General features: G+C 61.3%; 24 protein-coding genes. 18 read left to right on the top strand and 6 right to left on the bottom strand.

Annotated elements, in window-relative coordinates:
- The first annotated feature begins 1 nt into the window (after position 1).
- Together QM647_RS00590 and QM647_RS00585 are read left to right on the top strand one after the other, a co-directional pair.
- Positions 2-616, top strand: coding sequence for a class I SAM-dependent DNA methyltransferase (locus QM647_RS00590; RefSeq protein ID WP_414993527.1), 615 nt, complete (start codon positions 2-4; stop codon positions 614-616).
- Entirely contained in the window at positions 613-1,266 is a 654-nt protein-coding gene (locus tag QM647_RS00585) for a glutathione S-transferase family protein (protein ID WP_414993526.1), read from the top strand. The genes QM647_RS00590 and QM647_RS00585 overlap by 4 nt, the downstream gene beginning before the upstream one ends.
- Before the next feature lie 4 nt (positions 1,267-1,270).
- Here QM647_RS00585 and QM647_RS00580 read toward each other — a convergent pair whose 3' ends face one another.
- Complete coding sequence (locus QM647_RS00580) at positions 1,271-3,718, bottom strand: ABC transporter permease (RefSeq protein ID WP_414993525.1); 2,448 nt, start codon at positions 3,716-3,718, stop codon at positions 1,271-1,273.
- Positions 3,719-4,077: 359 nt separating this feature from the next.
- On the opposite strand from QM647_RS00580, the gene pgsA reads away from it, so the two are divergent.
- The 6 genes from pgsA to QM647_RS00550 all read left to right on the top strand — a co-directional run bounded on the left by pgsA (position 4,078) and on the right by QM647_RS00550 (position 9,683).
- Complete coding sequence (gene pgsA, locus QM647_RS00575) at positions 4,078-4,698, top strand: CDP-diacylglycerol--glycerol-3-phosphate 3-phosphatidyltransferase (protein ID WP_414993524.1); 621 nt, start codon at positions 4,078-4,080, stop codon at positions 4,696-4,698.
- A 264-nt stretch (positions 4,699-4,962) separates the two neighbouring features.
- A complete protein-coding gene (locus QM647_RS00570) occupies positions 4,963-6,099 on the top strand; it encodes an ABC transporter permease (RefSeq protein ID WP_414993523.1) in 1,137 nt (378 codons plus the stop codon).
- Complete coding sequence (locus tag QM647_RS00565) at positions 6,096-6,821, top strand: ABC transporter ATP-binding protein (protein ID WP_414993522.1); 726 nt, start codon at positions 6,096-6,098, stop codon at positions 6,819-6,821. Before QM647_RS00570 ends, QM647_RS00565 begins: the two co-directional genes overlap by 4 nt.
- Positions 6,822-6,856: 35 nt before the next feature.
- Entirely contained in the window at positions 6,857-7,840 is a 984-nt protein-coding gene (locus QM647_RS00560) for an efflux RND transporter periplasmic adaptor subunit (RefSeq protein WP_414993521.1), read from the top strand.
- A gap of 43 nt (positions 7,841-7,883) precedes the next feature.
- Positions 7,884-9,008 carry an acyltransferase family protein gene (locus tag QM647_RS00555; RefSeq protein WP_414993520.1) on the top strand — a complete coding sequence of 375 codons (1,125 nt, stop codon included), beginning with the start codon at positions 7,884-7,886 and terminating at the stop codon, positions 9,006-9,008.
- 39 nt (positions 9,009-9,047) lie between these two features.
- Positions 9,048-9,683, top strand: coding sequence for a Pr6Pr family membrane protein (locus tag QM647_RS00550; protein ID WP_414993519.1), 636 nt, complete (start codon positions 9,048-9,050; stop codon positions 9,681-9,683).
- Here the strand turns inward: QM647_RS00550 and nadC are convergent, their stop codons facing one another.
- Genes nadC through nadA form a run of 3 tightly spaced genes read right to left on the bottom strand, consistent with a single transcriptional unit; the run spans position 9,684 to position 13,244 of the window.
- Complete coding sequence (gene nadC / locus QM647_RS00545) at positions 9,684-10,532, bottom strand: carboxylating nicotinate-nucleotide diphosphorylase (RefSeq protein ID WP_414993518.1); 849 nt, start codon at positions 10,530-10,532, stop codon at positions 9,684-9,686.
- Positions 10,502-12,112, bottom strand: coding sequence for an L-aspartate oxidase (locus tag QM647_RS00540; protein ID WP_414993517.1), 1,611 nt, complete (start codon positions 12,110-12,112; stop codon positions 10,502-10,504). Before QM647_RS00540 ends, nadC begins: the two co-directional genes overlap by 31 nt.
- 43 nt (positions 12,113-12,155) lie before the next feature.
- Entirely contained in the window at positions 12,156-13,244 is a 1,089-nt protein-coding gene (gene nadA / locus QM647_RS00535) for a quinolinate synthase NadA (RefSeq protein ID WP_414993516.1), read from the bottom strand.
- Positions 13,245-13,579: 335 nt separating this feature from the next.
- Between nadA and QM647_RS00530 the strand changes: the two genes are divergently transcribed.
- The 5 genes from QM647_RS00530 (at position 13,580) to QM647_RS00510 (ending at position 16,846) form a co-directional block, all read left to right on the top strand.
- Positions 13,580-14,443, top strand: a complete 864-nt coding sequence (locus QM647_RS00530) for an SRPBCC family protein (protein WP_414993515.1) — start codon at positions 13,580-13,582, stop codon at positions 14,441-14,443.
- A 154-nt stretch (positions 14,444-14,597) separates the two neighbouring features.
- Positions 14,598-15,059, top strand: coding sequence for a Dps family protein (locus tag QM647_RS00525; protein ID WP_414993514.1), 462 nt, complete (start codon positions 14,598-14,600; stop codon positions 15,057-15,059).
- 82 nt (positions 15,060-15,141) lie between these two features.
- Positions 15,142-15,843, top strand: coding sequence for a DUF2459 domain-containing protein (locus QM647_RS00520; RefSeq protein WP_414993513.1), 702 nt, complete (start codon positions 15,142-15,144; stop codon positions 15,841-15,843).
- 63 nt (positions 15,844-15,906) lie between these two features.
- On the top strand, positions 15,907-16,338 hold the full coding sequence (arfB, locus tag QM647_RS00515; protein ID WP_414993512.1) for an alternative ribosome rescue aminoacyl-tRNA hydrolase ArfB: 432 nt from the start codon (positions 15,907-15,909) through the stop codon (positions 16,336-16,338).
- Positions 16,328-16,846: a GNAT family N-acetyltransferase gene (locus QM647_RS00510; RefSeq protein ID WP_414993511.1), complete on the top strand. Its 519-nt coding sequence runs from the start codon at positions 16,328-16,330 to the stop codon at positions 16,844-16,846. The genes arfB and QM647_RS00510 overlap by 11 nt, the downstream gene beginning before the upstream one ends.
- Here QM647_RS00510 and QM647_RS00505 read toward each other — a convergent pair.
- Together QM647_RS00505 and QM647_RS00500 are read right to left on the bottom strand one after the other, a co-directional pair.
- Positions 16,815-17,945, bottom strand: coding sequence for a glycosyltransferase family 4 protein (locus QM647_RS00505; protein WP_414993510.1), 1,131 nt, complete (start codon positions 17,943-17,945; stop codon positions 16,815-16,817). The genes QM647_RS00510 and QM647_RS00505 overlap by 32 nt on opposite strands.
- 166 nt (positions 17,946-18,111) lie before the next feature.
- Positions 18,112-19,320 (bottom strand): pyridoxal phosphate-dependent aminotransferase, encoded by a 1,209-nt coding sequence (locus QM647_RS00500; protein ID WP_414994540.1) that lies wholly within the window; start codon positions 19,318-19,320, stop codon positions 18,112-18,114.
- 325 nt (positions 19,321-19,645) lie between these two features.
- Here QM647_RS00500 and QM647_RS00495 point away from each other — a divergent pair, with 325 nt between their 5' ends.
- The 5 genes from QM647_RS00495 (at position 19,646) to mrdA (ending at position 25,561) form a co-directional block, all read left to right on the top strand.
- Positions 19,646-20,317, top strand: a complete 672-nt coding sequence (locus QM647_RS00495) for a TVP38/TMEM64 family protein (RefSeq protein ID WP_414993509.1) — start codon at positions 19,646-19,648, stop codon at positions 20,315-20,317.
- A gap of 373 nt (positions 20,318-20,690) precedes the next feature.
- Entirely contained in the window at positions 20,691-21,734 is a 1,044-nt protein-coding gene (locus tag QM647_RS00490) for a rod shape-determining protein (protein WP_090644799.1), read from the top strand.
- A gap of 38 nt (positions 21,735-21,772) precedes the next feature.
- The gene (gene mreC, locus QM647_RS00485) at positions 21,773-22,963 is read left to right on the top strand and encodes a rod shape-determining protein MreC (RefSeq protein WP_414993508.1); all 1,191 of its coding nucleotides are present in this window, start codon (positions 21,773-21,775) and stop codon (positions 22,961-22,963) included.
- On the top strand, positions 22,963-23,547 hold the full coding sequence (locus tag QM647_RS00480; protein WP_414993507.1) for a hypothetical protein: 585 nt from the start codon (positions 22,963-22,965) through the stop codon (positions 23,545-23,547). The genes mreC and QM647_RS00480 overlap by 1 nt, the downstream gene beginning before the upstream one ends.
- 13 nt (positions 23,548-23,560) lie before the next feature.
- Complete coding sequence (gene mrdA, locus QM647_RS00475; protein ID WP_414993506.1) at positions 23,561-25,561, top strand: penicillin-binding protein 2; 2,001 nt, start codon at positions 23,561-23,563, stop codon at positions 25,559-25,561.
- Positions 25,562-25,569: the final 8 nt, after the last annotated feature.

Raw genomic sequence — 25,569 nt, 5'->3', positions numbered from 1 at the left:
CATGTCCTCGTCGATCGCCGAAACTGTAATCGACCTGTACCAGACCCATGCTGCGGCCTGGGTGAGATCGCGTCGCCATGACCTTTTCGAACGGGCATGGCTGGATGCCTTTCTTGACCTCCTGCCCGCGAGTGAGCCGCAGATACTGGACCTTGGTTGCGGTTCCGGCCGGCCTGTCGCCGAATACCTGATTGGCAAGGGCGGGCGTATTACCGGTGTGGACGGCGCCGAGGCGATGATCGCGCAGGCCGAAGCGGCCTTTCCGGATCAGACCTGGCTGGTCGCCGACATGCGAAACCTGCCACCCCTGCCAGCGTTCGACGGTTTGATCGCCTGGCACAGCTTCTTTCATCTGTCGCCTGAAGCGCAAGGCACGATGTTCGAGACTATGGGGCGTCTGACCAGGCCCGGCGCGGGACTGCTTTTCACCAGCGGTCCGGCAAGAGGCGAAAGCCTGGGGGAGTTTGAAGGGCAACCGCTCTATCACGCCAGTCTTGACAGCGACGAATACTCAGCCCTGCTGACGCGCAACGGCTTTCAGAAGGTCCGTCATGTCACATCCGATCCCGCCTGCGGCGGCGCCACGATATGGCTGGCAAGAAAGGAGCTGTCATGACACCGACGATCACGGCCTTTGAGCGCTCTCCCGATGGTGGCAAGGGACTGGCGCGCGATACGCGGGTGCGCTGGGCCCTGGAAGAGATTGGTCAGCCCTATGAGGTCCGGCTCGTTTCCTTTCAGGCGCTGAAAGCGCCCGCGCATCTGGCCCATAACCCCTTCGGCCAGATACCGACCTATCAGGAAGGCGATCTCAGCCTGTTCGAATCGGGATCGATTGTCTTCCATATCGCCGAAACCCATGCCGGTCTGCTGCCCGATGATGCCGGGGCAAGGGCGCGGGCCATCACCTGGATGTTTGCCGCGCTGAGCACGGTGGAGCCGCCGATCCTGGAAATCGTCACCGCCAGATTCCTGGAGGGTGACAAGCCGTGGAGCCAGGCGCGCCTGCCGCTGATCATGGACCGCATAAGGGGACGGCTGGTTCAGTTATCGGACCGGCTGGGCGATGCCGAATGGCTGGACGGCGCTTTCAGCGCCGGCGACCTTTTGATGGTCTCCGTGCTGCTCCGCCTGAGGGCGTCTGGTCTTCTGGCTGAATTTCCGGCTCTGGCGGCCTATGTCGCGCGGGGTGAAGCGCGACCGGCCTATCAACGCGCTTTCGAGGGGCAGCTGGCGGTCTTCAACAGCCAGTCGCAAGGGAACTGATACCTCAGTCCTGACGCAAGGCCTTGCCGGGTTCGGTGCTGGCGGCGGTAAAAGCGACCCACGTCACCGTCACCAGCGCGATCAGCAGGGCCGCGACCGACGCCAGCGGAAAGACCCACAGCGGCATGGCGATGACATCGTCGAACTGGGATAGCCAGCGCTGCAGGATGATCCATGCCAGGGGCCAGGCGATCAGGCTGGCTATGGCGACAGGTCGGAGAAACTGCACCAGCAGCAGCCGGACGATCTGCCGGCGCGAGGCGCCTAGCACCTTGCGCATGCCGATTTCATGCACGCGCCGGCCGGTATTGAAGGCGGCCATGCCGTAGAGGCCGATACAGCCGATCACCGCCGCCATGCCGACGCCGATATTGAACAGATGGCTGCGGTCGCGTTCGGGTTTGTAATAGCCGTCAAGGCTCGACTCGGCGCTGATGGCATCGAAAGGGACATCGGGAATGATTGACTGCCACAGGTTTTTCAGCAGGTGACGCATGTCTGTCTCCGTCACGCCCTGATAACGGATCATGGCGATAGCGCCTTCAAGCCCTGTATCGAACATGTAAAGTCGTGGGGGGAGGGCTTCATTGGGGCTTTCGAAGCGCATGTCATCGACGACCCCCACAATGCGCACGAGGCCGTCACTGTCATTGCCCAGATTGGCCATCTGGTTGACGGCAGTCTGAGGCGAGGCAAACCCCATGGCCGCAACGGCCTGACGACTGATGATGACGCTTGTTACATGGCCTTTGGCGGCGCCATCCGGTACGTCGCGCAATTGGTCTTCCCCGTGTTGCGGGTCGAAGAACCGGCCGGCCAGTAAGCGGGTGCCCAGCATCTGGAAATAGTCAGGCCCCACAATTGCGATTTTGAGATTAGGCGCCAGGGCTTCATTATTCTGACCCGGCCGGAAGATTTTCGAGAACCCGCCCAATCCGCCGCCGGGTCCAGGCATGGCATTGCCCGCCGCGACGTCTCGGACACCGGGGAGTTTGCGGCTCGCGGTGATGAAGGCTTCGCGCTGCGCGGGCGTGACGGTGGGATTTCGCAAGGCATTGACGATCATCAGATGATCGCGGCGAAAACCGAGATCGGCTGTCTGCATATGACGGATCTGCAGGATGAAACCGGCCATCAGAACAAAGGCGACAACCACGATGGTGAATTGCAGCATGGCCAGGCCGGTGCGCACGCCGCCCGCGGCCCGACCGCCGCCTGGCATCCGGCTGGCGGCCAGAACCTGGGCCGGTTTGAAGGCAGACAACATCAAGGCCGGATAGAGTGCCGCCATCAGACCCGCCAGAAGGACGCCACCGAACAGGCTCAGCAGCCATTGGCCATCGGCGCGGTAATCGAGCATCAGCGAAAGGCTGCCCACGGCATTGATCAGCGGCAGGCTCAGTTCCACGACCGACAGGGCGATGAGGAAGGACAGGACGAGCGTGGGGATCGCCTCCATAAGAAATTGCAGGCGCAAGGCGGCGGGGGAGGCGCCCAGGGTCTTGCGCACCGCCACTTCCCGTGCCCGGAGCCCGGCGCGCGCGGTGGCCAGGTTGACGTAATTGATCAGGGCCAGCGCCAGGGTCAGGATGCCGACCACGCCCAGAGACATGATCGCGGTCCTGAGCTTGGGATTGATCAGATGCCGATCGGCCAGGGGCACAAGCGCCAGTTCGAGGACCTTGTGCGGCACGACATCATGGAAGGTTGTGCCCGCCTGTCGATCGGTAAAGGCCGGGATCTGGGCTGCGAAAGCGGCTTCATCCGCCGGGTTTTTGAATTTCAGATAGGTGCTCGTCGCAATAACGCCCCATTGGTGCCAAAGCCCACCCAGGGCGGCGCGTTGCGGCGTCAGGCGGCGCAGCATATTGATCTGCATGTCGCTGTTTCTGGGCAGGTCGGCGATGACCGCGCTGACGGTGTAGGTCTTTTTGCCTTCCAGATCGGTGAGCGTCAGCCCTTGTCCGATGATGTCGATCGTGCCGAAATATTTGCGCGCGCAGGAAGCGCTCAGCACGATCGAGGATGGCGCGGTCAATGCGCCACTCGCATTGCCGCGCAGGACAGGTACCCGAAAGAAGGTCAGGAAGTTCTGATCCACGAGTTTCAGGTTTTCGCTGAAGACATCGGCGCCGCGTTGCACGATTGCCGTATCGGGCATATCCCGCGTGCCCTCGATTTGGGGGTAGGCAGATTGAATCTCTTCCAGAAGACCGCCCATTGTTTCCATGACGAGATCATCCGGTATGCCGGGGGTATGCAGCCGCACCCCCATGGCATAGATATGCTGCCGCTCGGGACTCCAGCTTTCATAGCTGGTCTCGAAGCGGTAGAGCAGGCTCAGCGTGATAAAGACCGCGATGCCGAAGGACAGGCCCAGAATATTGAGCAGGGCATAGAGCGGATGGCGCCGGAACGACCGGAAGAAGGCGAGCAACGCGGATTTGACCATTACAGCACCAGTCTGTCGATATGAGGCAGCGCCCTGTGCTGCCGCCCTTAGGCCGGTGATTTTGGCGTCTTCGCGCGCTTTTATTTTTAAGCGCAGACAACCGGCCGCAAAGCAAGCCTATCATGGTCGAGCCCCCATGGCCTAATGCCATGATAATATTTGCTTTTCGACCTGTTTTCAGTGCCTGGATGCGTTATTCCCTTGCCGCAGATGTCCGAAACCGGACATTGGGAAATCTGACGGGGAATGACCGGCCGCGGCCATCAACAACAAACCACACCCTTTCGGATAAAAGGCTTGGCCCTTTATTTTTTCTCTCTAGTATGCGCGCCAGTTATAATTCCCCCAAGGTGCCCCGCATGACCGGCGAAAACGTCAATCCGATCCCCAATCTCCTGACCGGCGTGCGCCTGGTCTTCGGCGTGGTGATCTTTATCCTGCTGGCGGGCATGGCGGGCGGCATTCCCTTCCTCAATGCCCAGTCGGATGTGCTGTTCAGCATGCAGCGCTGGAGCGTCTATGTCTTCGTCATCGCCGCCCTGACCGATCTGTTCGACGGCATACTGGCGCGCAAGCTGCATGCCGAAAGCAAGCTCGGCGCCATTCTCGATCCGATCGCCGACAAGATTCTGGTGTGCGGCACCATCCTGGGTGTCTTCGCCATCCATTCCGGCGACCCGTGGTTCGCCCTGCCGGCGGCTTTCATCCTGTTCCGCGAGTTCGCCGTCAGCGCTCTGCGCGAGGCGGCCGCCGCCAAGGGCGTCACGGTCCCGGTCAGCTTCCTCGGCAAGATCAAGACCACCATCCAGCTCATTGCCCTGGGCGTGCTGCTGTTTGCCGATGCCTGGTCAGCCTTCGGCCTGGAGCCGGATGGATCGTCGCTGGTGCTGGCCATCGGTTACGGCCTGGTGTGGATCGCCGCCATTATCTCGTTATGGACCGGGATTGCCTACTTCATCGCCGCCAGCAAGGATTTGTAAATTGGCATTCCTGGACGATTGCGGTGCAGTCGTCGCTTGCAGGTATTTTAGTATACCTGCGTCGCTGGCCGGCGGACACTCATCTCAAGCCTGCCAATTTACGCGATAACTACCTTATCCTGTTCGGAAACGCACATTTTTGAGAGCGGTGCCATAACACAACAGATGGCGCTGACAATCCAGGTTACGTCGATTTAATTGGACGTTTATCAAAAACTTATGGATGTTGCCACGATCGTGCATTGCGCACTTAAAAGTGGTAATATGTCTCTCGCCTTATCTACCCTGATATATGAATGGCGGCGTTATCTGGCAGCCGTGATTGCCCTGGCCGTGGCCGGCCTGCTGGTGCTGGCCATGACCGGTATGTTCATGGGCATGGCCTTGTCATTTACCGCCACGGTGGACCATTCACCCGCCCAGATATTGATTCTGCCGCCGCAGGCTGACGGGATTTTTGGTGATTCCGGCCAGCCGCGCCGCCTGATTCCCACAATTTATGAGCATCCGGACGTGACCGAGGTGCAGCCCATGATCATCAACTGGGCCGGCTGGACCAACTTTCCCAAGGACGGTCAGCCGGCGAAGAACGACGGGGTGCGCGTCGTGGTCGTCAATCCGGTCAAGGGCGCCGTCACTCTGCCCAACGACTTTTCGGATGAGATCATTGAGGCATTGAAGGAGCCGTTTGCGGTCGTGCTGGATCGCTCAAGTCTTGGCAAGCTGGGGGTCAAGGTCGGCGACAAGGCCAAGATGAACGGCCGCACGGTCACTGTGGCCGGCGTAGTCGATGGTTACCCGAACATGTTCAACACCCAGGTTTTCACTTCGATCCAGACGGCCAAGCTGATCTATGTCTATGATGACGGTCCGCGTGTCGGTCCGCTGCTGGTCAAACTGCGTGACCCCACCCGCGCCAAACAGGTGGCCGCCGAATTGACCGTGATGGGCAAGGGCCAGTTCAAGGCCTGGACCCGTGAGCAATTGTCGGAAAGTTCGCAAAAGGGCATGATGAAGGAAGGCGGCATCTCGATCATGATCGGCTTCATGGCCGTGGTTGGCGTCTTTATCGGTATCGTGATCACCTGGCAGACCCTGCAAGGCGCCATTCTGGCCAATATCAAGGAGTTCGCCTCCCTGCGCGCGCTGGGCGTTTCGGTGGGCACGCTCAACCTGATCATCATGGAGCTGAGTTTCTGGGTGGGCGTAGCTGGCCTGGCCTTGACCGCCGTGCTGGTGGCCGGCGTGGCCACCCTCGCCAAGTGGGGCGGCGTGCCGATGAGCTTCCCGCTCTTTATCGATATTCCGGTCGCCATCATGCTGATGGTCATCGCCATCCTGTCGGGCCTGTTCTCGCTCGGCGTCCTCAAGAAAAGCCAGCCCGCGGACCTGTTGCGATGACCCAGGAACTTACCAACGGCAAGCTGGCCCTCGATGCCAGGGGACTGTCAAAAAGCTACAAGATCGGCAAGATCAAACAGCAGGTGCTCAAGGGTGTGGATTTCAACGCCTATCATGGCCAGGTCACCATGGTCATGGGGCCTTCGGGTTCCGGCAAGTCAACCCTGATTGCCGCCCTGTCGGGCCTGATGAAGCCGGACGAGGGCGAGGTCATGGCCCTGGGCGAAAGCCTGTGGAAGAAGAAGCGCGGCAAGGTCGACAGGTTCCGCCTCGATCACTGCGGCTTCATTTTCCAGGGCTTCAACCTGTTCCCGGCCCTGCACGCGACCGAGCAGGTCGAGCAGGTGCTGAAATACTGCAAGGTGCCGAAATCGGAGGCAAAAAAGCGTGCCGTCGATGTGCTGCAATCGGTCGGGCTGGGGCATCGCCTGAAGCAATATCCCGCTGAACTTTCAGGCGGGGAAAAGCAGCGCGTCGCCATTGCCCGCGCCCTGGCCAAGCAGCCGCAGCTGATCTTCGCCGACGAACCGACCTCGGCGCTCGATTCGGTCAGCGGGCAGGTGATCATCAAGCTGCTGCATCAGGCGGCGAAGGAGCGCGGCGCCGCCGTTGTGGTGGTGACCCACGATCCGCGCCTCGAAGCCTATGCCGACCGCGTCATTCACATGGAAGACGGCAAGATCCTAAGCGACACCATGGTTGCTGAACCGCCTGTCGCCTGAACATGAAAACCAGAGAAACGCACCAGAGAAATCATATGTCTCGTAAATTCGCTGCCTCAACCGCCCTGACGCTCGGCCTCCTGGCTGTAAGCGGCCTGTCCCTGACCGCCTGCCAGAAGCCCGGCGCGCCCGGCGGAAGCCAGACCGCCGCAGTCAAGGCACCGCTCAGCCCCTATGCCGCTATTGCCGCCGGCAAGGTCGATGTCGAAGGCGGGGTGATCGAGGTGGCCGCCCGCCGCGCCGGTATTGTCGACCAGGTGTTCGTGCAGGAAGGCGATCTGGTCACAAAGGGACAGATTCTGGCGCGTCAGGAAGACGAGGACACCTTGCTGGCGGTCAATAATTCCCGGGCTGCGGTCGCCGAGGCCCAGTCGGCTCTCAGCCTGACCCAGGTCAATATCCGCACGGCCCAGCGGGAGTATGACCGTCTGGAAAAGCTGGCCCCCACCAATTTTGTGGCCCAGCAGAAGCTCGACGAGGCGCGCGACGCCATCGATACCGCGCGTGCTACCCTGGAGGCGCAGCAGGCGGCCGTGGCTGTGGCCCAGGCGCAGCTCGCCCAGTCGGAATATCAGCAGGACCTGACTATCATCCGCGCGCCGATGGATGGCAAGATCATCCGCCGCTACGCCAATCCTGGCTCCGGCGCCTCGACGCTCAATGTCTCGACCATGTTCGATCTTGAGCCGGCGGTGCCGCATATCATTCGTTCGGAAATCGTCGAAAGCTCCATTCCGGATGTCAGTGTTGGCCAGGAAGCCGAAATCATCCCCGAAGCCGATCCTTCCAAGATCTATGTCGGCAAGGTGATACGCATCGCCGCCACCTTCGGTGCGCGCAAGCTGAAATCCGACAGCGCCAGCGAAGCCAGCGATGAACGCGTGGTCGAGGTCGTGGTCTCGGCCGACAATACACCCTTCCTGATCGGTCAACGCGTTCTGGTGAAGTTCATGAAGCCGGGCGAGAAGGCCGGCGTCACGCGCGAAGCGCCGAAACCAGCGGTGCCAGCCAAGACCTGATGCCGAAGACCTAATATTAACGCATGACGCGTAGGGTGAGCGGGTGAAACCACTCACCTTTGCCCTGTTCCGGACGCCTCACGCCCCTGACGCTCAGCCGCGCGCCGGTGGGGCCAGCCTTGACGTGCTACGCTTCATGGCAGCCAGTTTCATCCTCCTGTTTCACTATGGCTCGACCGCGCCGGTCGATCTCGCCACCCTGTTGCCGGTCTTCAGGCAAGGCTGGCTGGCGACCGATTTCTTCCTGCTGCTCTCCGGCTACATCCTGTCGCGCGCCTACGGTCAGCGGCTGGTGACCTCGCATATGCGGCGCACGCACTTCTTCCTGCGCCGGTTCGCGCGGCTGTGGCCGTCACATATTCTGGTCCTGCTGGTGTTCGGCGCCTTCGTGCTGGCTTCTTCAGTGGCGGGATTTGCCCCTAACCATGCTGAAAAATACGGCGCGGCCGATTTCATTGCCCAGGCCTTCCTGGTGCATGGCTGGGGTATCATGCGCGCTGAGTCATGGAACACCCCCACCTGGACGCTATCGGCCCTGCTGATCTGCTACGGCCTGTTCAGTGTCTATGTGCCTTTTGTCTATAAACGCTCGTTGCCGGTTATGATCGGCCTGTCCCTCGCCGTCCTGCTGATCGCGCATGGGCTGGCGCTCGGGCTGGCGCATCATCCCCTGGTCGATCTGCCGTTTGCCTGGGCACTCCTGCGCGCGATTCCATTGTTCCTGCTCGGCAACCTGATCGAGCGCATGACAGCGGGGCTTCGTGTTTCGAAACCGGTCTTCTGGGGCAGCCTGGCTCTGGCCTTTATCGCCATCAGCGGGTTGAGCCTGCTGCCGCGCCATGCCCTTACCGACAGCCTGATCTTAAGTCTGCTCGGCCTGGTGCTGGCGGTCTCCGGTGGTGTCACCTTTCATGAAAACCTGGTGACTCATCGCATGGGGCGCGCCTCTTTTGCCTTGTTTCTGACACATTCTCTGGTCGGCGCTATCTGGTTCGGCCTTAGCCCCAGGATTATGGCTCATTTCAATCTGGGCGTGATGGCACAATGGAGTTTGTGGATCGCGGGCGTCCTGGTCGCCATTGTAACGGCCTTTTTGTTCGATGCCCTGATCGATAAGCCGCTAAGCCAGCGGATTTCACGTCTTTCCTTTGTAAAGGGCGGTATCTAAAAGCGAAAATACACGCTACACTCGATGCCGGAGGTGGGCATGAAGAAGGTGGCGCGTATTATCGCGACATGGGGGCTTATTACTGGACTTGCAGGGCTCCTGCTGCAATTCGCGATTACCATACCCGCATCGATGGCGGCCGGACGCGGTTTCGCGCTGTCGGTCTTGTTCTATTTTTCCTTTTTCACAATTCCGGCCAATATTGGGGCGGTGATCAGTCATGCGGCGCAGGTCTTACCGCTGGACAGACTGAAAACCTTTCACCGCCGCAATATATCAGGTGCGGTCACCACCATGATGCTGGCAAGCGGCGTAATGTATCATTTCGTGCTGGCCCCGCTATGGGCGTCCAAGGGCTTGTTCTGGCTAAGCGATGCCTTGCTCCGCTATGTCACGCCGATTTTGATGTTACTGTGGTGGCTGGCCAGTGCCAATGGAAAGGCGCGCTTTGTTACCCTGCTGTGGTGGCTGGTGCCGCCCGCCGCCTATATGGTGTTCATCTATGTGCGCTGGCTGTTGGTACACGAGGTGCCGTATCCGTTTCTTGAACCGAACCAGACGCGCCAGGACTGGCTTCGCGGCATGGTTGGCCTATGCGAATTCTACCTGCTTACCGCCGTTGTTGTGGTACTGGCAGATAAGACGATAGGATGGGTCAGGCGCGAGTTCCTGTAGTCAGACCGCATCCAGGCCGATATCGAAGTTGGGCACCGAATGGGTGAGGGCGCCGACCGAGATGACGTCCACGCCGGTTTCGGCAATGGCGCGGACCGTATCCATGTTGACCCCGCCTGAAGCTTCCAGGATGGCCTTGCCGCTGGCCAGCTTCACCGCCTCGACATACATGTCGAGCGAGAAGTTATCGAGCAGCAGCACGTCCGGGGCGTAGGGCAGGGCCTGTTTGAGCTGGTCGATGCTGTCGACTTCCAGCTCGATCTTCATGGTATGGCCGGCAGAGGCCTTGGCGCGTTCCATGGCGGGAGCCACGCCGCCGCAGATGGCGATATGGTTGTCCTTGATCAGGATGGCGTCGTCGAGGCCGTAACGATGGCTGTAGCCGCCGCCGCACCTGACCGCATGCTTCTGCAGGCCGCGTAACATCGGCATGGTCTTGCGCGTGCAGACGATGCGGCTCTTGAAGCCTTCGATGGCGGCGACATATTTCGCCGTTAGCGAGGCGACACCGGAAAGATGGCATAAGAGGTTGAGCGCCACGCGCTCGGCTGCCAGTATGGCGCGCGCATTGCCTTCGATACGGGCGATGACATCGCCCTTCTTTACGGCGCTGCCATCGGGAAGCAGGGTTTCGAAGCGGATTTGCGGGTCCATCAGGCTCATGGCCAGGCGGGCGCAATCGATGCCGGCGGAGACCCCGGCGCCACGGGCGCGGAATTCGGCCTTGAAACGCGCCTTGGGCGGAATGACCGCCGAGGCGGTGACATCGCCTGCCAGGCCTAAGTCTTCCTTCAGGGCGTCACGGATGATCGGTTCGATCAGGAGGTCAGGCAATCCGGTGAGGTACATGTACTCAACTCCCCATGTGTTTTTTCCTGGCCTGCCTTGTAGACTTGGGGCCAGTTTGTAAAGGTCCGTGCGGCTACCGCGTCGGTCTGCGGATAGTCGCTGCGGTAATGTGAACCCCGACTTTCGCGTCTTTGCAAGGCGCAAGTTGCGATCAGGCGGGCGCTGACCAGGGCGAGCGCGCCGGGGGCGTGTGCGTCAAGGTCGGTGATCAGGTCGAGCAGGCGGGTCAGTCCGGCTTCATTGCGCACCACGCCGGCGTCATGCGCCATGGCGTCGCGCAAGGTCTTGAGGTCGCTTTCGTTCAGGGACGGCGGTACGGCGGGGCGCAGCGCGCTGGCGGTCTCAGGCGTGAAGGCTTCCGGCAGATTGGCAATGGCCGCCTTGCCGATCCGTTCACCGAAGGCGGCGGCTTCCAGCAGGCTGTTGGAGGCCAGGCGATTGGCGCCATGGACGCCCGTGCAGGCGCATTCGCCGACAGCATAGAGGTTTTTCAGCGAGGTTTGGCCGAAGATATCGGTTTTGATGCCGCCCATATGATAGTGCGCCGCCGGGGCCACCGGCATGGGTTGGGTGCGCGGGTCGACGCCCTGGCTCATGCAGGAGGCAAAGACGGTCGGGAATTCGGCTGGGAAATGGTCGCCGATCGCCGTGCGGGCATCAAGGAAGGCGCCGCCGTTCTGGTCCGCCTTATGAACGGCGCGGGCGACGATATCGCGTGGGGCCAGTTCGCCATCCGGGTGGTCATCGAAAACAAAGCGGTGGCCATTTTGGTCGATCAGGGTGGCGCCTTCGCCGCGCAGGGCTTCGGTAGCAAGGGGCGCGGGGTCAAGGCCGAATTTCAGGGCGGTGGGGTGGAACTGGACAAATTCCGGATCGGCGATTTCGGCCCCGGCCAGTGCGGCCATGGCCATGCCTTCGCCGCGCAGATTGGCCGGGTTGGTGGTGACGGCGAACAGGCCGCCAGAGCCGCCGCTGGCCAGGATCACGACCGGCGCGAACACCTCGACCTGCCTGTCGGCGTGCTGGATCAGGGCGCCGATCACCTCGCCGCTTTCGGACTTGATCAGACCCAAGGCATGAGCGCGTTCCCAGATCTCGATATGCGGGGCATTGAGCGCCTGGTGGACGACGGCTTCGAGGATGGCCTTGCCGGCGAGATCGCCACCGACGCGTGCTACACGAGCCAGGCCGTGCGCGGCTTCGCGGTTGAGTACGAAGGAACCGTCGGGCTTGTGATCGAAGGGCGCGCCCATGGCTTTCAGGCGTTGCACGGTTTGTGGGCCGGCCTCGGTCAGGGTTTTGGCGGCCAGTTCATCGACGATGCCGGCACCGGCATTGACGGTATCGAGGGCGTGGGCCTTGGGGGAGTCTTCGGGGGAAAGCGCGGCGGCAATCCCGCCCTGCGCCCAGGCCGAGGAGCAGGCGACACCCAGGGCCACCGGCGCTAACACCAGTGTCTTGTGTGGGGCGGTATTGAGCGCGACGCTCAGGCCCGCGAGCCCCGCGCCGATCACCAGCGGACCGTTATGGATATAGACTTCGGCCAAGATGGCCTCCTTCCGAACCCCCTCTCCCCACATGTGGGAGAGGGGTGGGGTGAGGGGCAGTTAATTATGGAGCGGATTAGCTGATCATCTCGACATCGACGTGATGCTTTGCCTTGACCATGTCGTAGCGGGCGGGCGTTTTCAGCGGCGGCATGTCGATCATGCGCTGCACAGCCTGCGCGGCGCGCGGGATCAGAGCCGGGTCGACCGTCACTTCGTACTGACGGTAACGCAGGCTGTCATAGATGCCCTGCAGGGTGATGCGCTTCATGTGCGGGCACAGGTTGCATGGCCGCAGGAATTCGACGCCCGGCGCCTCGGCCGTCACGTTATCGGCCATCGAGCACTCGGTGATCAGCACCACCTGCTTCGGCTTGTTGTGCGTGACGTAATCGGCCATGGCCGTGGTCGAGCCGGTGAAATCCGAGGCGGCGATAACCTCCGGCGGGCATTCCGGGTGCGCCAGAACGACGGCGCCGGGGTGGGCGGCGCGGACATCGGCGATATCCTGTGCATCGAAGCGTTCATGCACCTCGCAGGCGCCGGCCCAGGCGATGATCTTGATATGGGTCTGGCGCGCCACGTTCTTGGCCAGGAACTGGTCCGGCAGCATGATGACCGTATCGACGCCCCATTCGGCGGCGATATGCTCGACCACCTGCACGGCATTGGCCGAGGTGCAGCAGATATCGGTTTCGGCCTTCACATCGGCCGTGGTGTTGACATAGGTGACGACCGGCAGGCCGGGATAGCGCTGCTTGATCAGACGCACCTGCTCGCCGGTGACCGACGAGGCCAGCGAACAGCCAGCCAACATGTCGGGGATCAGCACGGTCTTCTGCGGCGCCAGGATCTTGGAGGTTTCGGCCATGAAGTGGACGCCGCCCTGGACGATGATATCGGCCGAGGATTTCGCGGCCTCCCTGGCAAGCCCGAGGCTGTCACCGACATAGTCGCCCACACCGTGGAAGATATCCGGCGTCATGTAGTTATGCGCCAGGATGACCGCGTTCATTTCCTTTTTGAGGCGATTGATCTCGGCGATCAGCGGCGCCTGCAGCTGCCATTCCAGCGGCGATACCTTGCCCTTCAGACGGGCATAGATATCCGCGGTCTCGGCTTCGATCGCCGGTGTGAATTCCAGATGGGCAGCCGTATCGGCCATCGTTTCTCTCCAAATGACTTATGCTCAATTTCAGCATAAGGTACGTATAAAATAGTCCGATGGCCGCATATTGCAACCCCTTTGCGATCACGAACCATCACGTTTTATGACAACTTGACATTCCGTAGCTTGCCACATAACAATTAGTCATTAAGCTAAATAACTATATTGAGGTGGGCGATATGGATGATCAGGGTGCAGGCAATCGAGGTGTTGAGGCGGGCGCGGCAGTTACGCATTTCTGGCGGGGCGTAGTGTGGGGTACGATTTCAGGCTGGGTCCTGGTCCTTATACCTTACGCAGTTACGCTGTTGGCCAAGCACAGTCTTTTGGATATGGGCGACTCCGTCTGGTCCGCATGGACCTATGACTACAATGTCAGCCTGCTGCTTCTCTTGCCGTTGATCCAGGGGTTTGCCGGCGGATTGGCGCGGGGCAGGGAGAGGCACGGAAGAAGATCCGGTTTCGCGCTGATCGTGGTGATCATGGCGCTGGATATCCTGCTGGCGACCTTTTTCATGCGGGAGGGGGTGATTTGCGTCATCATGGCTTCACCTCTTCTGTCAGGCATGATCGCGCTGGGCTACGCGATCGGCCGGGCCCTGGTACGCCGGCGCCGTTCGCGGACCCTATCGGTAAGCCTGGCGCCCCTCGCTGTCCTTGGCGTGGTGATGGAAACCGCCGGTCCCTTGCCGGACACGCCTGTCGTGGTGAGTGACGGCATAACGGTCGATGCCCCGGCCGATTACGTCTGGCGTTATATTGTCGACTATCCTGATAATCCTAATCCGCCGGATTACTGGCTCTGGCAGGCAGGGTTGCCGCTACCGACCCGTTCGGTGGCGACGGTTCAGGCTGTGGGCGCGTACCGCGAATGCCGGTTCAGCGGTGGTTATACCTATGGCGAAGTTATTACCAAGCTGGAACCGGGGAAAATGCTGGCTTTTCGCGTTACCGAGCAGATGAAGCATCCGGAAATTTTCGGTCATGTCACGTTCGATGAAGGCGAAATCGCCCTTACACCGTTGGATGCCAGCCATACGCGTATTACCATGACTGGCCGGTATCGCCTGCATGTCAGGCCTGTCCCTTATTTCGAATGGTGGGCCGGAGATGTGACGCGGCATATTCATTTCCGCATCATGACCTACATGAAATCCCTGGCCGAGCGTGATTATGCGGCGGATCAGCGCAGATAAGGGAAATATTCGACTAGACGCCTTTCCCTCATTGTATCTTTATGGCGGTATTCTCATATGTGAACCATTCACATTGAAGTACGCGCAATATAGCCGAAAAGTGCTGTGCACCTTATCGGATTGCGCTTTTAGAGCCTATCTGAGGAGAGATATTATGAGCGAATCCGGCGTCGACAACAGCAAGAAGGTAGGTCTGGAACTGTCCAAGGTTCTGGCTGATACCTTCACGATTTACCAGAAGACCCACGGTTATCACTGGAACGTTGTCGGTCCTAATTTCCGCGGCCTGCACCTGCTGCTGGAAGAGCAATATAACGAAATCTGGACCTCGATCGACGAGATCGCCGAGCGCATCCGCGCTCTGGGCCAGACCGCACCGATGGGCGCCGATGCGTTCGGCAACCTGACCTCGATCAAGGACGGCGATCCGACCGCCTCTTCGCAGGACATGCTGAAGGATCTCGCCAAGGATCACGCCACGGTCGTCGCGACCCTGAAGGCTGCCGTGAAGGCTGCCGAAGATGCCGGTGACGTCTCCACGGCCGATCTCTGCACCACGCGCCTGACGGCCCACGAAAAGCACCTTTGGATGATCAAGGCGACGCTTGAGGGTTAGGATCATTGATCACGGTTTCGTGATAATGTGATTGGACAATGTTCAAAAGCCATGATGTTCTTCCGTTCAAAGGGGGAATGTCATGGCTTTTTCTATCAAACACCCGTGGCGTAAAGGCGTATGCCTGCTGGTGTTTCTCTATCTGTCTGCGGCCCTCCTGACCCTGAAGGGCGGAGACCGCGCGCTTTATCCGGCGCGAACAGATGCTGTGCCCATCTATATTGTCAATAATGGCTTCCACACGGATATCGCCCTGCCGGCCGGAGCGGTCATGTCCAGGGGCGGGCTCCTCGCCGATGCCGCCAGGCGATCGGGCGCAGATGTCAGAGAAGGCAAATGGCTGGTCTATGGATGGGGAGATGCCGGCTTCTTTACCGCACAGGGTCTGTCTGTCGGTCGCGCGCTTGACGGCCTGCGGGCCCTGTTCCGGCCCGGCAATCCCTCGGTTATTCGTGTTTTCGGTGTTTCGTTACGGCCCGATCAGGCTTTCGCTGGAAACACCGCCTCGGGTGCCGTGCTGACACCTGAAGGCTTTGAAGCCATGGCCCGTCATATGGAGACGTCTTTCGTGGCGGAAAATGGCGCCCCGGTCGTGGCGGCCTTGCCGACGGATGAGGTCTTCTTTGTCAGCCGCGAGCATTTTTCCATTCTCCGCGTCTGCAACAACTGGACCGCCGATCAGCTGGCGGCGGCGGGGCTGCCGACTGCGCCCCTGCTGGATGGCAACGCGATATTGCTGGGCCTGGACCTGAAGCTGCGCGCCGACATCCATCAGGCCGACTGAATGCTTGTAAGAAACAGGCGGAGAAACGCTTGAAGCCACCCGTGTTTTCGCCCACAAGACGCCATGGTCTTCATTACGCCCCGCATTTCCGTGCCTGACGAAGAACTGCACGAAAGCTTCGTGCGGTCGTCGGGGGCTGGCGGGCAGAATGTCAACAAGGTGGCGACCGCCGTCGAACTGCGTTTCTCCATTACCAACAACTGGACCCTGCCTTATGAGGTCAAGCAGCGGCTGATCAAACTGGGGGGACGGCGGGTGACACAGGAGGGCGAACTGGTGCTGTTCGTCCAGACGCACCGGACTCAGGACATGAACCGCAAGGCGGCCCTGGAGCGGTTCGTCGAACTGGTGCAGAAGGCCGCCGCTCCGCCACCTCCGCCGCGCATCGCCACCAAGCCGACCCGCGGCGCGGTGAGGCGTCGCCTGGAGGGCAAGGCCATACGCGCTACCGTCAAATCGAACCGCAAACGGCCGGAGGAGAACGATGAGCTATAGGATACGCGCCTCGACGCCGGGCGATGAGGCCGGCATCCGCCAGGTCTATCAGGCGGCGGCCCGTCAGGGCGGGGGGCTGCTGCGCCGTGAGGACGAGATTACCGACGCCTATATCCGGCACAATCTGGAAAACAGCCTCCGCATCGGCTTTTCCCTGCTGGCGGAAACCGACGACGGTCGCATACTGGGTGAAATCCACGCCTGGCCATCGGAAACCCGGCAACTTGGGCACTGCCTGACCAACCTGACCGTGGCGGTCGATCCGGCGGCGCAGGGTCGCGGGGTTGGACGCGCCCTGTTCGGGCACCTGATCGCGGCGGCGAGGGCCTATCCGCAATTCCGCATCATCGAACTCTATTGCCGCGAGGATAACCAGCGCGCCATCGACCTTTATCAGTCCCTGGGGTTTGTCTTTGAGGGGCGGTTGAAAGGCCGTGTCTGGCAGGGCGAGGGGCAGCCCTACCTCGATGACCTGCTCATGGCGCTTTATTTAACAGGGGCCGCTTGAGCAGGGCGGTGCGCAGCTGAAGCCAGCCGATGGAATAGGCCGCGATCAGGGCCACGAGCAGCAGGAAGCGGATATCGGTATGGTAGATACGATCCACCAGCCGGGCGCCCACGCCGATCAGGCTGGAAAGCAGGCACAGTCCCCAGACCCGCAGGGCCAGCCGCCAGTGTGAGCCATCCCGGCGCTGCAGCCAGATCTGGTAAAGGTGTTCCTTGTGCGGTTTGAGAATGTTCTCTTTCTTGCGGGTGCGCACGATCAGGGTCAGGACGACATCGACCAGCAGGGGGGCCAGCAGGAAGCCGCCGAACCACACCGACCCGACGCCATAGGCCTTGACCACCAGGGTGGCGCCACCGATCAGGGCGCCGGCGAACATCGATCCGGCATCGCCCTGAAAGGCTTTGGCCTTTTGCGGCCGGCCCGGCGGCAGGTTGAACGGCGCGAAACCGATATGGGCGCCGGCCACACAGATGCAGATCAGCAGAACCACACCGAGATAGGCGCCGAAAAGGCTCAAGGGCGCCATCAGCAGGATCAGGCCGGCGAAGACCAGCAGGGCAATGGTCTGGGCGCCGATGGCCAGGCCATTGGAACCGTCCATGAAGTTGATGGTGTTCAGGGTCAGGATCAGCCAGGCGGCGCTGCCGAGCAGGCCCAGGAGCGGTGGTACCTGCACGATCAGGCCTGGGCCGAAATCGAGCGTCGTCACGCGATAGAACCAGGCAAAGACCAGGCAGAGGCTGATCTGGAAGGCCAGGCGCCAGCTTGCCGGCAGGTCGGCCACATCGTCTATTGCGCCGCAAATGCCCATCAGGCTGGCGAAACCGAACAGGATCAGGCCATCGCGCCAGCTGCCCGGGATATCGTGCCCCTGAAAGCAGATGATCAGGCCAATAGTGAGGGCGGAGGCTGCCATGATGGCCAGCCCGCCGCTTGTGGGGGTGGGGTCCGAATGGGCGCCGCGTTCGCGGGGATTATCGATCGGGCCGCCCTTGATCACCAGCAGGCTGAGCAGGGCGCTGACACAGGCGGAGGCGACCAGGGCGCCCAGCAGCAGGCCCGGCGGGATCAGCCATGTTATCTGCCAGAAATCCGTCATTTGCGCATTGCTTGCCTTGTTTTTCCAAAGAGGGCAAGCGCAAGTTTATACCGTTCAACTTTTGGCGGTGTTACGCACATCTTATCGTCTGCAATGGCAGGAATGCGAAAGAAAAAGGCGCGGCCGGATGCCCGACCGCGCCTGATTATTCCTGAAGGTTTATCGCTTACTTCAGGCTGGCGCAGAAGCGCTGGATGCGAGAGCAGGCTTCGGTCAGCACGGCTTCCGAGGTGGCGTAGGAGATGCGGAAGAAGGGCGACAGGCCGAAGGCGGCACCGTGAACCACAGCGACTTCCTCGGTTTGCAGCAGTTCACCGGCGAAGTCCTCGTCGCTGGTGATGACCTTGCCCGAAGGCGCGGTCTTGCCGATGCAGCCGGCGATCGACGGATAGACGTAGAAGGCGCCTTCCGGGGTTGGGCAGGTGATGCCCTGGGCCTGGTTCAGCATGGCGACGACGAGGTCGCGGCGCTTCTGGAAGGCGGCAGCGCGCGGCGGAATGAAGTCCTGCGTGCCGTTCAGCGCTTCGACGGCGGCCCACTGCGCGATCGAGCAGGGGTTGGAGGTCGATTGCGAGATGATCTTGGACATCGCCTTGATCAGCGGCTCGGGGCCGGCGCAGTAGCCGATGCGCCAGCCGGTCATCGAATAGGCCTTGGACACGCCGTTCATGGTCAGCGTCCGGTCATAGAGTTCAGGCACGACCTGGGCGATGGTGGCGTACTCGAAGCCGTCGAACAGCAGGTGCTCGTACATGTCGTCGGTCAGGATCCAGACCTGCGGGTGACGCTTCAGCACCTCGCCCAGCGCCTTCAGGTCGTCGGCGGTATAGACGGCGCCGGTCGGGTTGGAGGGCGAGTTGAGGATCAGCCACTTGGTCTTGGGGGTGATGGCGGCTTCCAGGGTCTCCGGCTTCAGCTTGAAGCCGGTGTCCATGCCGGCCACGGCGAAGACGGGCGTGCCGCCGGCCAGCAGGACCATATCCGGGTAGGACACCCAGTAAGGCGCCGGCACGATGACTTCGTCGCCGGGGTTCAACGAGGCCATGAAGGCATTATAGATGACCGGCTTGCCGCCGGGCGAGACCGACACCTGGGTGGTTTTGTAGTCAAGGCCGTTCTCGCGCTTGAACTTGGCGACGATGGCCGCCTTCAGTTCGGGGATGCCGTCGACGTCGGTATAGCGGGTTTCACCGCGCTTGATCGCCTTGATGGCGGCATCACAGATGTTTTCCGGGGTGTCGAAGTCGGGTTCGCCGGCGCCCAGCGAGATCACCTTCTTGCCCTGGCGGGCCAGTTCGCGGGCCTTGGCGGTGACGGCCAGGGTCGGGGAGGGTTTCACGCGTTTCAGCGTTTCGGATTCGGAGAAGTCGGCCATAGGAATGCTCATGGATGCGACCCCGCTCTCCGGGCGAGTGACCGGATCGGAAGGGGTCAGGGAAAAATGCAGGCCCCTCTTTACCCGCACGCGCTCATTTGTCCAACTCTCATCGTCCATCATTTGGCTAATTTCTCTCTTAAAAGGCAGGCCTGGGGCGGTCATGCTGGGGAACCGGTTTCATCTGTTTCCAAAAACACGATTTTGCGGCTTATTTACTTGCCCGGAACATAGCTTTGAAGTCATACAGCGGGCAATGCACAACCGATTACAACATTTATGGCGAAGCGTAACAGGCCTCTTCCTGCATCTGGACGCCAAGGCCATGCGCGCCCTGTGGGCCAGCCTGCTGCTTCTGGCGCTGGTCGTGGCCGTTTTCCTGATCGGCAAGTCGCCCTGGGGGCAGGAGGTCCTGAAGGGGCTGGAAGCCTGGATGGAGCGGTATCGCAATTCGCCGATGGCGGTGGTGATCGTTACCATCGTCTTCTGTGCGTCGGCCCTGTTCGGTGCGCCGCAGTTCGTGCTGATCGCCGCCTGCGTGGTGGCCTTCGGACCCTGGTGGGGCGGGTTCTACAGCTGGTTCGCCACGGTGATCTCGGCCGTCATGACCTTCTATATGGGGCGGTTCGCCGGCGCGGGCGTCATGCAGCGCCTGGGCGGCAATCATGTCGAGCGCCTGAGCGACTATATCGGCAAGAACGCTTTCTCGGCCTCATTCATCGTCCGCAATATTCCTTCGGCGCCGTTCATCGTTGTCAACATGGCCTTCGGCGCTTCCCGCGCGCCCTTCATCGGCTTCGTTGCCGGCTGTGCGCTCGGCATCATTCCGAAAACGGCTCTGGTGGCCATGTTCGGCTCGTCCTACGTCTCGGTGAAGGGCGGCAACTGGAAGATGGGGCTCCTGATGGCGGTGATCGCCCTGGCCTGGCTCGGCCTGATGCTGGTGGCGCGCAAGGTCTATACGGCGGCGAAAAACCGCCAGCCGGACGCCGGCTAAGGGTAACCTTTCTGGGCGCCGCCCCGCTTGTGAAAGCCTGATCCGAAAACCGAAACGGCCACGGCGTTTTTTCCAATGACATTTTCCGTGATCGTCTTCATTTTATCTTTTAAAAACAGTAAATTGACTAATTCGCTTGTCGGGTGAAACCATCTTTTTTCGGAACCCCCTTGAAATATGATTTCAATAAGGGCAAGTGAGGAAATTCCGGGAGCAAAAACCTGTAGACTCAAGGCAAATCTGCCCTTATTCCACAGACGCCTGTATGGCTTGCCCCCAAAATGCCTTCCTTCGCCTCTAGGGGTACGCCCCCAATTAAAAAATGTCCGGCTTTGCCAGGGCCATCTTTAAAAAACCAAGGTAGTTTATCTCAATGCTCAAGTCCTTCTTCGGCGGATTTTCCAACGACATCGCTATCGACCTTGGTACGGCCAATACGCTGATCTATATGAAGGGCCGCGGGATCGTGCTGAACGAACCCTCCGTCGTGGCGCTGCGTAATGTCGGCGGCCGCAAGCTGGTGCATGCCGTGGGCATCGAGGCCAAGCAGATGCTGGGCCGTACCCCCGGTCACATGGAAGCCATCCGCCCGATGCGTGATGGCGTCATCGCCGACTTCGAAGTCGCCGAGGAAATGATCAAGTATTTCATCCGCAAGGTGCATAACCGCAAGGGCTTCGTGAACCCCAAGGTCATCGTCTGCGTGCCTTCGGGCGCCACCGCCGTCGAGCGCCGCGCCATCAACGATTCCTGCCTCAATGCCTCGGCCCGCCGCGTCGGCCTGCTCGATGAGCCCATGGCGGCCGCCATCGGCGCCGGCCTGCCGATCCACGAGCCGACCGGCTCGATGGTCGTCGATATCGGCGGCGGCACTACGGAAGTGGCCGTTCTGTCGCTTTCGGGTATCGTCTATTCCAAGTCGGTCCGCGTCGGCGGCGACAAGATGGATGAGGCGATCACCAATTTCATGCGCCGCAACCACAACCTGCTGATCGGCGAAACCACCGCCGAGCGCATCAAGAAAGACATCGGCACCGCCCGCGTGCCGCATGATGGCGAGGGCCTGGCGATTGACGTCAAGGGCCGCGACCTGATGCAGGGCGTGCCGCGCGAAGTGCGCATCTCCGAGCGCCAGGCGGCGGAAGCCCTGGCCGAGCCGGTGGCGCAGATCATCGACGCCGTGAAGGTAGCCCTGGAAGCCACCCCGCCGGAACTGGCGGCCGATATCGCCGACAAGGGCATCATGCTGACCGGCGGCGGCGCGCTGCTGCGCGGTCTCGACATCGAAATCCGCGACCAGACCGGGCTGCCGGTTTCCGTCGCCGAGGACCCGCTGTCCTGCGTCGCTATCGGCTGCGGCCGCGTACTGGAGCATCCGCGCTGGATGAAGGGCATCCTCGACGCGACCATGTCGTAATCGGCGGGTAGTAACGCCCGGATCAGGAAAAGTGCAGCGTGGCCTACGGGGACAAGAGCGGACATTTCGAACACCTGAAACTGCCCGTGACCTGGGCGGTCATGGGCGTGGTCGCGCTGGTTTGCGTGGTCGCGGCTCTGCTGTTCCTCGGTGACCGGCGCGAGGATGCCGAATCCGCCGCCTATGCCAACCGCGCCGGCTTCGATACGGTAGCGGGCTTCCCCGACAAGGTGCTGGCCTATCCGGTCCACAAGATCGGCGACGGCACCAACTGGTTCGACGACTACTTCTTTGCGGTGCGTGAAAACCGCAAGCTGAAGATGAAGGTCGCCGAATTGACCCAGTACCGCGACCTCTATATCGAGGAAAAGGACATCAATACGCGCTATGAGCGCCTGCTCAACCTGCGCACCGAGCCGCCGGTGGTCACCGTGACGGCGCGTTCCGTGGCCGTGTCGCGCGGACCCTTTGCCAATAACCGCCTGATCGATGCCGGTTCCAACAAGCAGATTTCCTTCGGTAATCCGGTCATCACCGATCAGGGCCTGGTCGGCCGTGTCGTCGGGGTTTCGCCCGATGTCAGCCGCGTTCTGATGGTGACCGATGTCACCAGTCATGTGCCTGTTATGATCCTGCGCTCCGATGCCCGCGCCATGATGAGCGGCGACGGCGGCGGCTATCCCAAGCTCGATTTCGTGCGCGGTAAGGATTCGGTGAAGAAGGGCGATCAGATCCTGTCGTCCGGCGATGGCGGCATCTTCCCGCGCGGCCTGCCGGTGGGCGAGGCGGTGCAGGGTGTCGATGGCGTCTGGCGCGTCCGCCTCTATTCGAACCGTTCGGCGATCGATTTCGTCAAGGTTCTGCTTTTCAAGGACTTCTCGCAGCTGCCGAACGCCGACACCATCCTGCGTACGCCGCCGGTCAGCGATGTGCTGCCGCCGCCGGCCCAGCCCGTGGCGCAGACCTCTGCCTCGGCTTCGGCCTCCAGCGGCGTTGCATCGTCGTCCGCGTCTGTGGCCGCCAATGTTAAAGCTTCCAGCGCCAGTGCCTCGACTGCTTCCGCACCGCCAAAGCCCCAGTCTGGCCCCTCCAGGCCCGTGACGCCCAAGCCCGCAATACCGAAACCGGCCACGACGTCTTCAGCTTCGGCTGCGGCGCCTTCCGCGCCCGAGCTAAGGCCCTATGTGCCGTCTGCTTCGGCCGGTGCCTCTTCCGCGGGACAGAACTGATGAAGGTGCCGGGGCTGCTCGGTCTGAAGAAGCGTGGTTTTGCCGGTACGGTGATTCATCGCGGCGTGCGCGCCACAAAGGCGGCCAAGGTAATTACCGCGTGGGACTGGCTGTTCGCGCCGGCCCTGATGAGCGTGGCCCTGACCATTGTGCTGGCGACGGCCTTCCAGCCCTTCGGACTCTACTTGCCGGAGCCGGTATCGCCCTTCATCCTGGCCTTTACCTGGCCGCTGATCCGTCCCTCCTATATCGCGCCGTTCGTCCTGGGCGCCCTGGGCTTCTTCCTCGATTTCTTCTGGGGGGCGCCGCTTGGTTTCTGGACCCTCAGCCTGGTGCTGGTCTATGGCGTCCTGGCCCTGGCGCGTACCTATCTGATCGGCCAGGAATGGGGCGTGCTGTTCGGTCTCTTTCTGTTGACCGAGTTTGTGTTCTTCGGCGTGAACGTCATTCTGGCGCTGATCGATACGGGGGCGGTGGTGCGGCTGTGGGGCGTTTTCGAACAAATGTTTGCCACAACCCTGTTGTTTCCTTTTGTGCTGATCCTGCTCGAAAAGTACGTCCATTCGGACGCCCGGTTCCAGTAAGCGTTTAAAAAAAATGGCCGAGCCCTCAATCGTCTTTACGGATGTCAATGAACGCCAGGGGATGTTCAACCGGCGGATTTTTGTCATGGGCGGCGTCGTGGCGTTTGGCATGTTCGCGCTCACCGGCCGGCTGGCGCATTTGCAAATCGTCCAGGGCGGCAAGTACAAGAAGCTGGCTGCCGCCAACCAGTTCAATTTCCGCCTTGTGCCGCCGCCGCGTGGCGATATCTATGACCGTAATGGCAAGCTGATCGCCGGCAATCGCCCGTCCTTCCGCGTCATGATCGAGACCAATGAGGTCAAGAACATTGACGATACCCTGGATCAGGTCTCCTATGTCCTGCCCCAGACCCTGACCAGCCGCCGCCGTATTCTGCGCGACATCAACCAGAACCAGCGCTCGGTGCCGACCATTATTGCCAGCGACCTGAGCTGGGAGGATTTCTCCAAGGTCAGCCTCTATGCCAACGATATTCCGGGCGTGGTGGCGGATATGGACGAGATGCGCGCCTATTACTACGGCGGGGCCTTTTCGCACGTTGTCGGCTATGTCTCGAAGATCAACCAGAAGGATCTCGATAACGAAAAGGGCGCTTCGGAAAGTGACTTCAACCTGCTGCATCACCCCAGCTTCCGCATCGGCAAGTCGGGCATAGAGCGCGGTTTCGACAAGGACTTGCGCGGCGTGGCGGGCGGCAAGAAGGTCGAGGTCGATGCCCGCGGCAAGGTGGTGGCGCAGGACGATGACGGCTCCATCGAGCCGACACCCGGCAAGGATATCGTCATGACCATCGATGCCGACCTGCAGCAGCGGGCGGTCGAGGTCTTCGGACAGGAATCCGGCTCGGTGGTAATGATGGACATCGAGAATGGCGACGTTCTGTGCATGACCTCCTCGCCGGGCTTCGATCCGAACCTGTTCGTTTCCGGCATTTCCTCCGATACCTACAAGCTGCTGGCCGACTACGATCATATTCCATTGCTTGACAAGGCCCTGAGCGCGACCTTCCCGCCGGGCTCGACCTTCAAGACCATGACCGCCCTGGCGGCGCTGGAAAATGGTTACGATCCGAATACGGTCCATGTCTGCAACCGTCACTGGGCCTGGGGCGGCCGCGTCTGGGGCTGCGATGACGCCCACGGGCCGCTGAATTTGCACCAGGCCATTGTCACCTCATGCGACATCTATTTCTACCAGTGCGCCCTGGCCATGGGGGGGCCGGACAAAATTGCCGCCGTGGCCAGCAAGTTCGGCCTGGGCCAGACCTTCGATATCGGCATTGCCGGCCAGCGGCCGGGCCTGGTGCCGACCACCGAGTGGAAGAAGGAATATTACGCCAAACGCAATCCGGCCAATACCAAGTGGTTTCCCGGCGAAACGCCCAGTTTCGGCATCGGGCAAGGGGCGACCAACCTCAATCCGCTTCAGCTCTGCGTCATGGTCTCGCGTCTGGCCAATGGCGGCAAGGCGGTTGAGCCGCGACTGGTGAAGTCGATCGGTGGCAAGCCTTACAAGGAAGACCTCAATCCGCCGCCGCTGCCCTTCAAGTCGGAAAACATCGCTTTCGTCCGCGCCGCCATGGCCGACGTGGTCGCCGCCAAGATCCGGGGCGCCACCGGTGCCGGTGCCCAGCTTAATCTGGGGCCGATCATGATGGCCGGCAAGACCGGTACCGCCCAGCCGCACACCTATGATGTCGGCAGCCGCGGTGCGCACGGTGCGGTCGGTGACTGGGAAAAGCGCGATCATGCCTGGTTCGTTGCCTTTGCCCCGGCCGATGCGCCGCGTTACGCCATGAGCGTTCTGGTCCAGCACGGCGGTTTCGGCGGTTCTTCTGCGGCGCCCAAGGCGCGCGAGGTCATGCGCATGGCCCTGCTGAAGGATCCCGAAATCCAGAAGCGGATTGTCGGTATCAACCCGGCCGACCTGGTCGACAAACCCATTCCGGAAGACACGGCGCCGCAATCCGATCCGGATGTCGTGCCGCCGCCGACCGACGACATCAGCGCATAGGTAACCGC

Source organism: Asticcacaulis sp. (assembly GCF_047605585.1).
In the GTDB taxonomy this organism is placed as follows: domain Bacteria; phylum Pseudomonadota; class Alphaproteobacteria; order Caulobacterales; family Caulobacteraceae; genus Asticcacaulis.
The sequence above is the reverse complement of the archived record's forward strand: the minus strand, read 5'-3'. Positions and strand labels throughout refer to the sequence as shown.

Excerpts from the sequence above, each read along its gene's own strand:
- QM647_RS00590 (WP_414993527.1), top strand. The coding sequence starts at position 2 with ATGTCCTCGTCGATCGCCGAAACTGTAATCGACCTGTACCAGACCCAT.
- QM647_RS00585 (WP_414993526.1), top strand. The coding sequence starts at position 613 with ATGACACCGACGATCACGGCCTTTGAGCGCTCTCCCGATGGTGGCAAG.
- QM647_RS00580 (WP_414993525.1), bottom strand. The coding sequence starts at position 3,718 with ATGGTCAAATCCGCGTTGCTCGCCTTCTTCCGGTCGTTCCGGCGCCAT.
- pgsA (WP_414993524.1), top strand. The coding sequence starts at position 4,078 with ATGACCGGCGAAAACGTCAATCCGATCCCCAATCTCCTGACCGGCGTG.
- QM647_RS00570 (WP_414993523.1), top strand. The coding sequence starts at position 4,963 with ATGTCTCTCGCCTTATCTACCCTGATATATGAATGGCGGCGTTATCTG.
- QM647_RS00565 (WP_414993522.1), top strand. The coding sequence starts at position 6,096 with ATGACCCAGGAACTTACCAACGGCAAGCTGGCCCTCGATGCCAGGGGA.
- QM647_RS00560 (WP_414993521.1), top strand. The coding sequence starts at position 6,857 with ATGTCTCGTAAATTCGCTGCCTCAACCGCCCTGACGCTCGGCCTCCTG.
- QM647_RS00550 (WP_414993519.1), top strand. The coding sequence starts at position 9,048 with ATGAAGAAGGTGGCGCGTATTATCGCGACATGGGGGCTTATTACTGGA.
- nadC (WP_414993518.1), bottom strand. The coding sequence starts at position 10,532 with ATGTACCTCACCGGATTGCCTGACCTCCTGATCGAACCGATCATCCGT.
- QM647_RS00540 (WP_414993517.1), bottom strand. The coding sequence starts at position 12,112 with ATGTGGGGAGAGGGGGTTCGGAAGGAGGCCATCTTGGCCGAAGTCTAT.
- nadA (WP_414993516.1), bottom strand. The coding sequence starts at position 13,244 with ATGGCCGATACGGCTGCCCATCTGGAATTCACACCGGCGATCGAAGCC.
- QM647_RS00530 (WP_414993515.1), top strand. The coding sequence starts at position 13,580 with ATGGGCGACTCCGTCTGGTCCGCATGGACCTATGACTACAATGTCAGC.
- QM647_RS00525 (WP_414993514.1), top strand. The coding sequence starts at position 14,598 with ATGAGCGAATCCGGCGTCGACAACAGCAAGAAGGTAGGTCTGGAACTG.
- QM647_RS00520 (WP_414993513.1), top strand. The coding sequence starts at position 15,142 with ATGGCTTTTTCTATCAAACACCCGTGGCGTAAAGGCGTATGCCTGCTG.
- arfB (WP_414993512.1), top strand. The coding sequence starts at position 15,907 with ATGGTCTTCATTACGCCCCGCATTTCCGTGCCTGACGAAGAACTGCAC.
- QM647_RS00510 (WP_414993511.1), top strand. The coding sequence starts at position 16,328 with ATGAGCTATAGGATACGCGCCTCGACGCCGGGCGATGAGGCCGGCATC.
- QM647_RS00505 (WP_414993510.1), bottom strand. The coding sequence starts at position 17,945 with ATGACGGATTTCTGGCAGATAACATGGCTGATCCCGCCGGGCCTGCTG.
- QM647_RS00500 (WP_414994540.1), bottom strand. The coding sequence starts at position 19,320 with ATGGCCGACTTCTCCGAATCCGAAACGCTGAAACGCGTGAAACCCTCC.
- QM647_RS00495 (WP_414993509.1), top strand. The coding sequence starts at position 19,646 with ATGCGCGCCCTGTGGGCCAGCCTGCTGCTTCTGGCGCTGGTCGTGGCC.
- QM647_RS00490 (WP_090644799.1), top strand. The coding sequence starts at position 20,691 with ATGCTCAAGTCCTTCTTCGGCGGATTTTCCAACGACATCGCTATCGAC.
- QM647_RS00480 (WP_414993507.1), top strand. The coding sequence starts at position 22,963 with ATGAAGGTGCCGGGGCTGCTCGGTCTGAAGAAGCGTGGTTTTGCCGGT.
- mrdA (WP_414993506.1), top strand. The coding sequence starts at position 23,561 with ATGGCCGAGCCCTCAATCGTCTTTACGGATGTCAATGAACGCCAGGGG.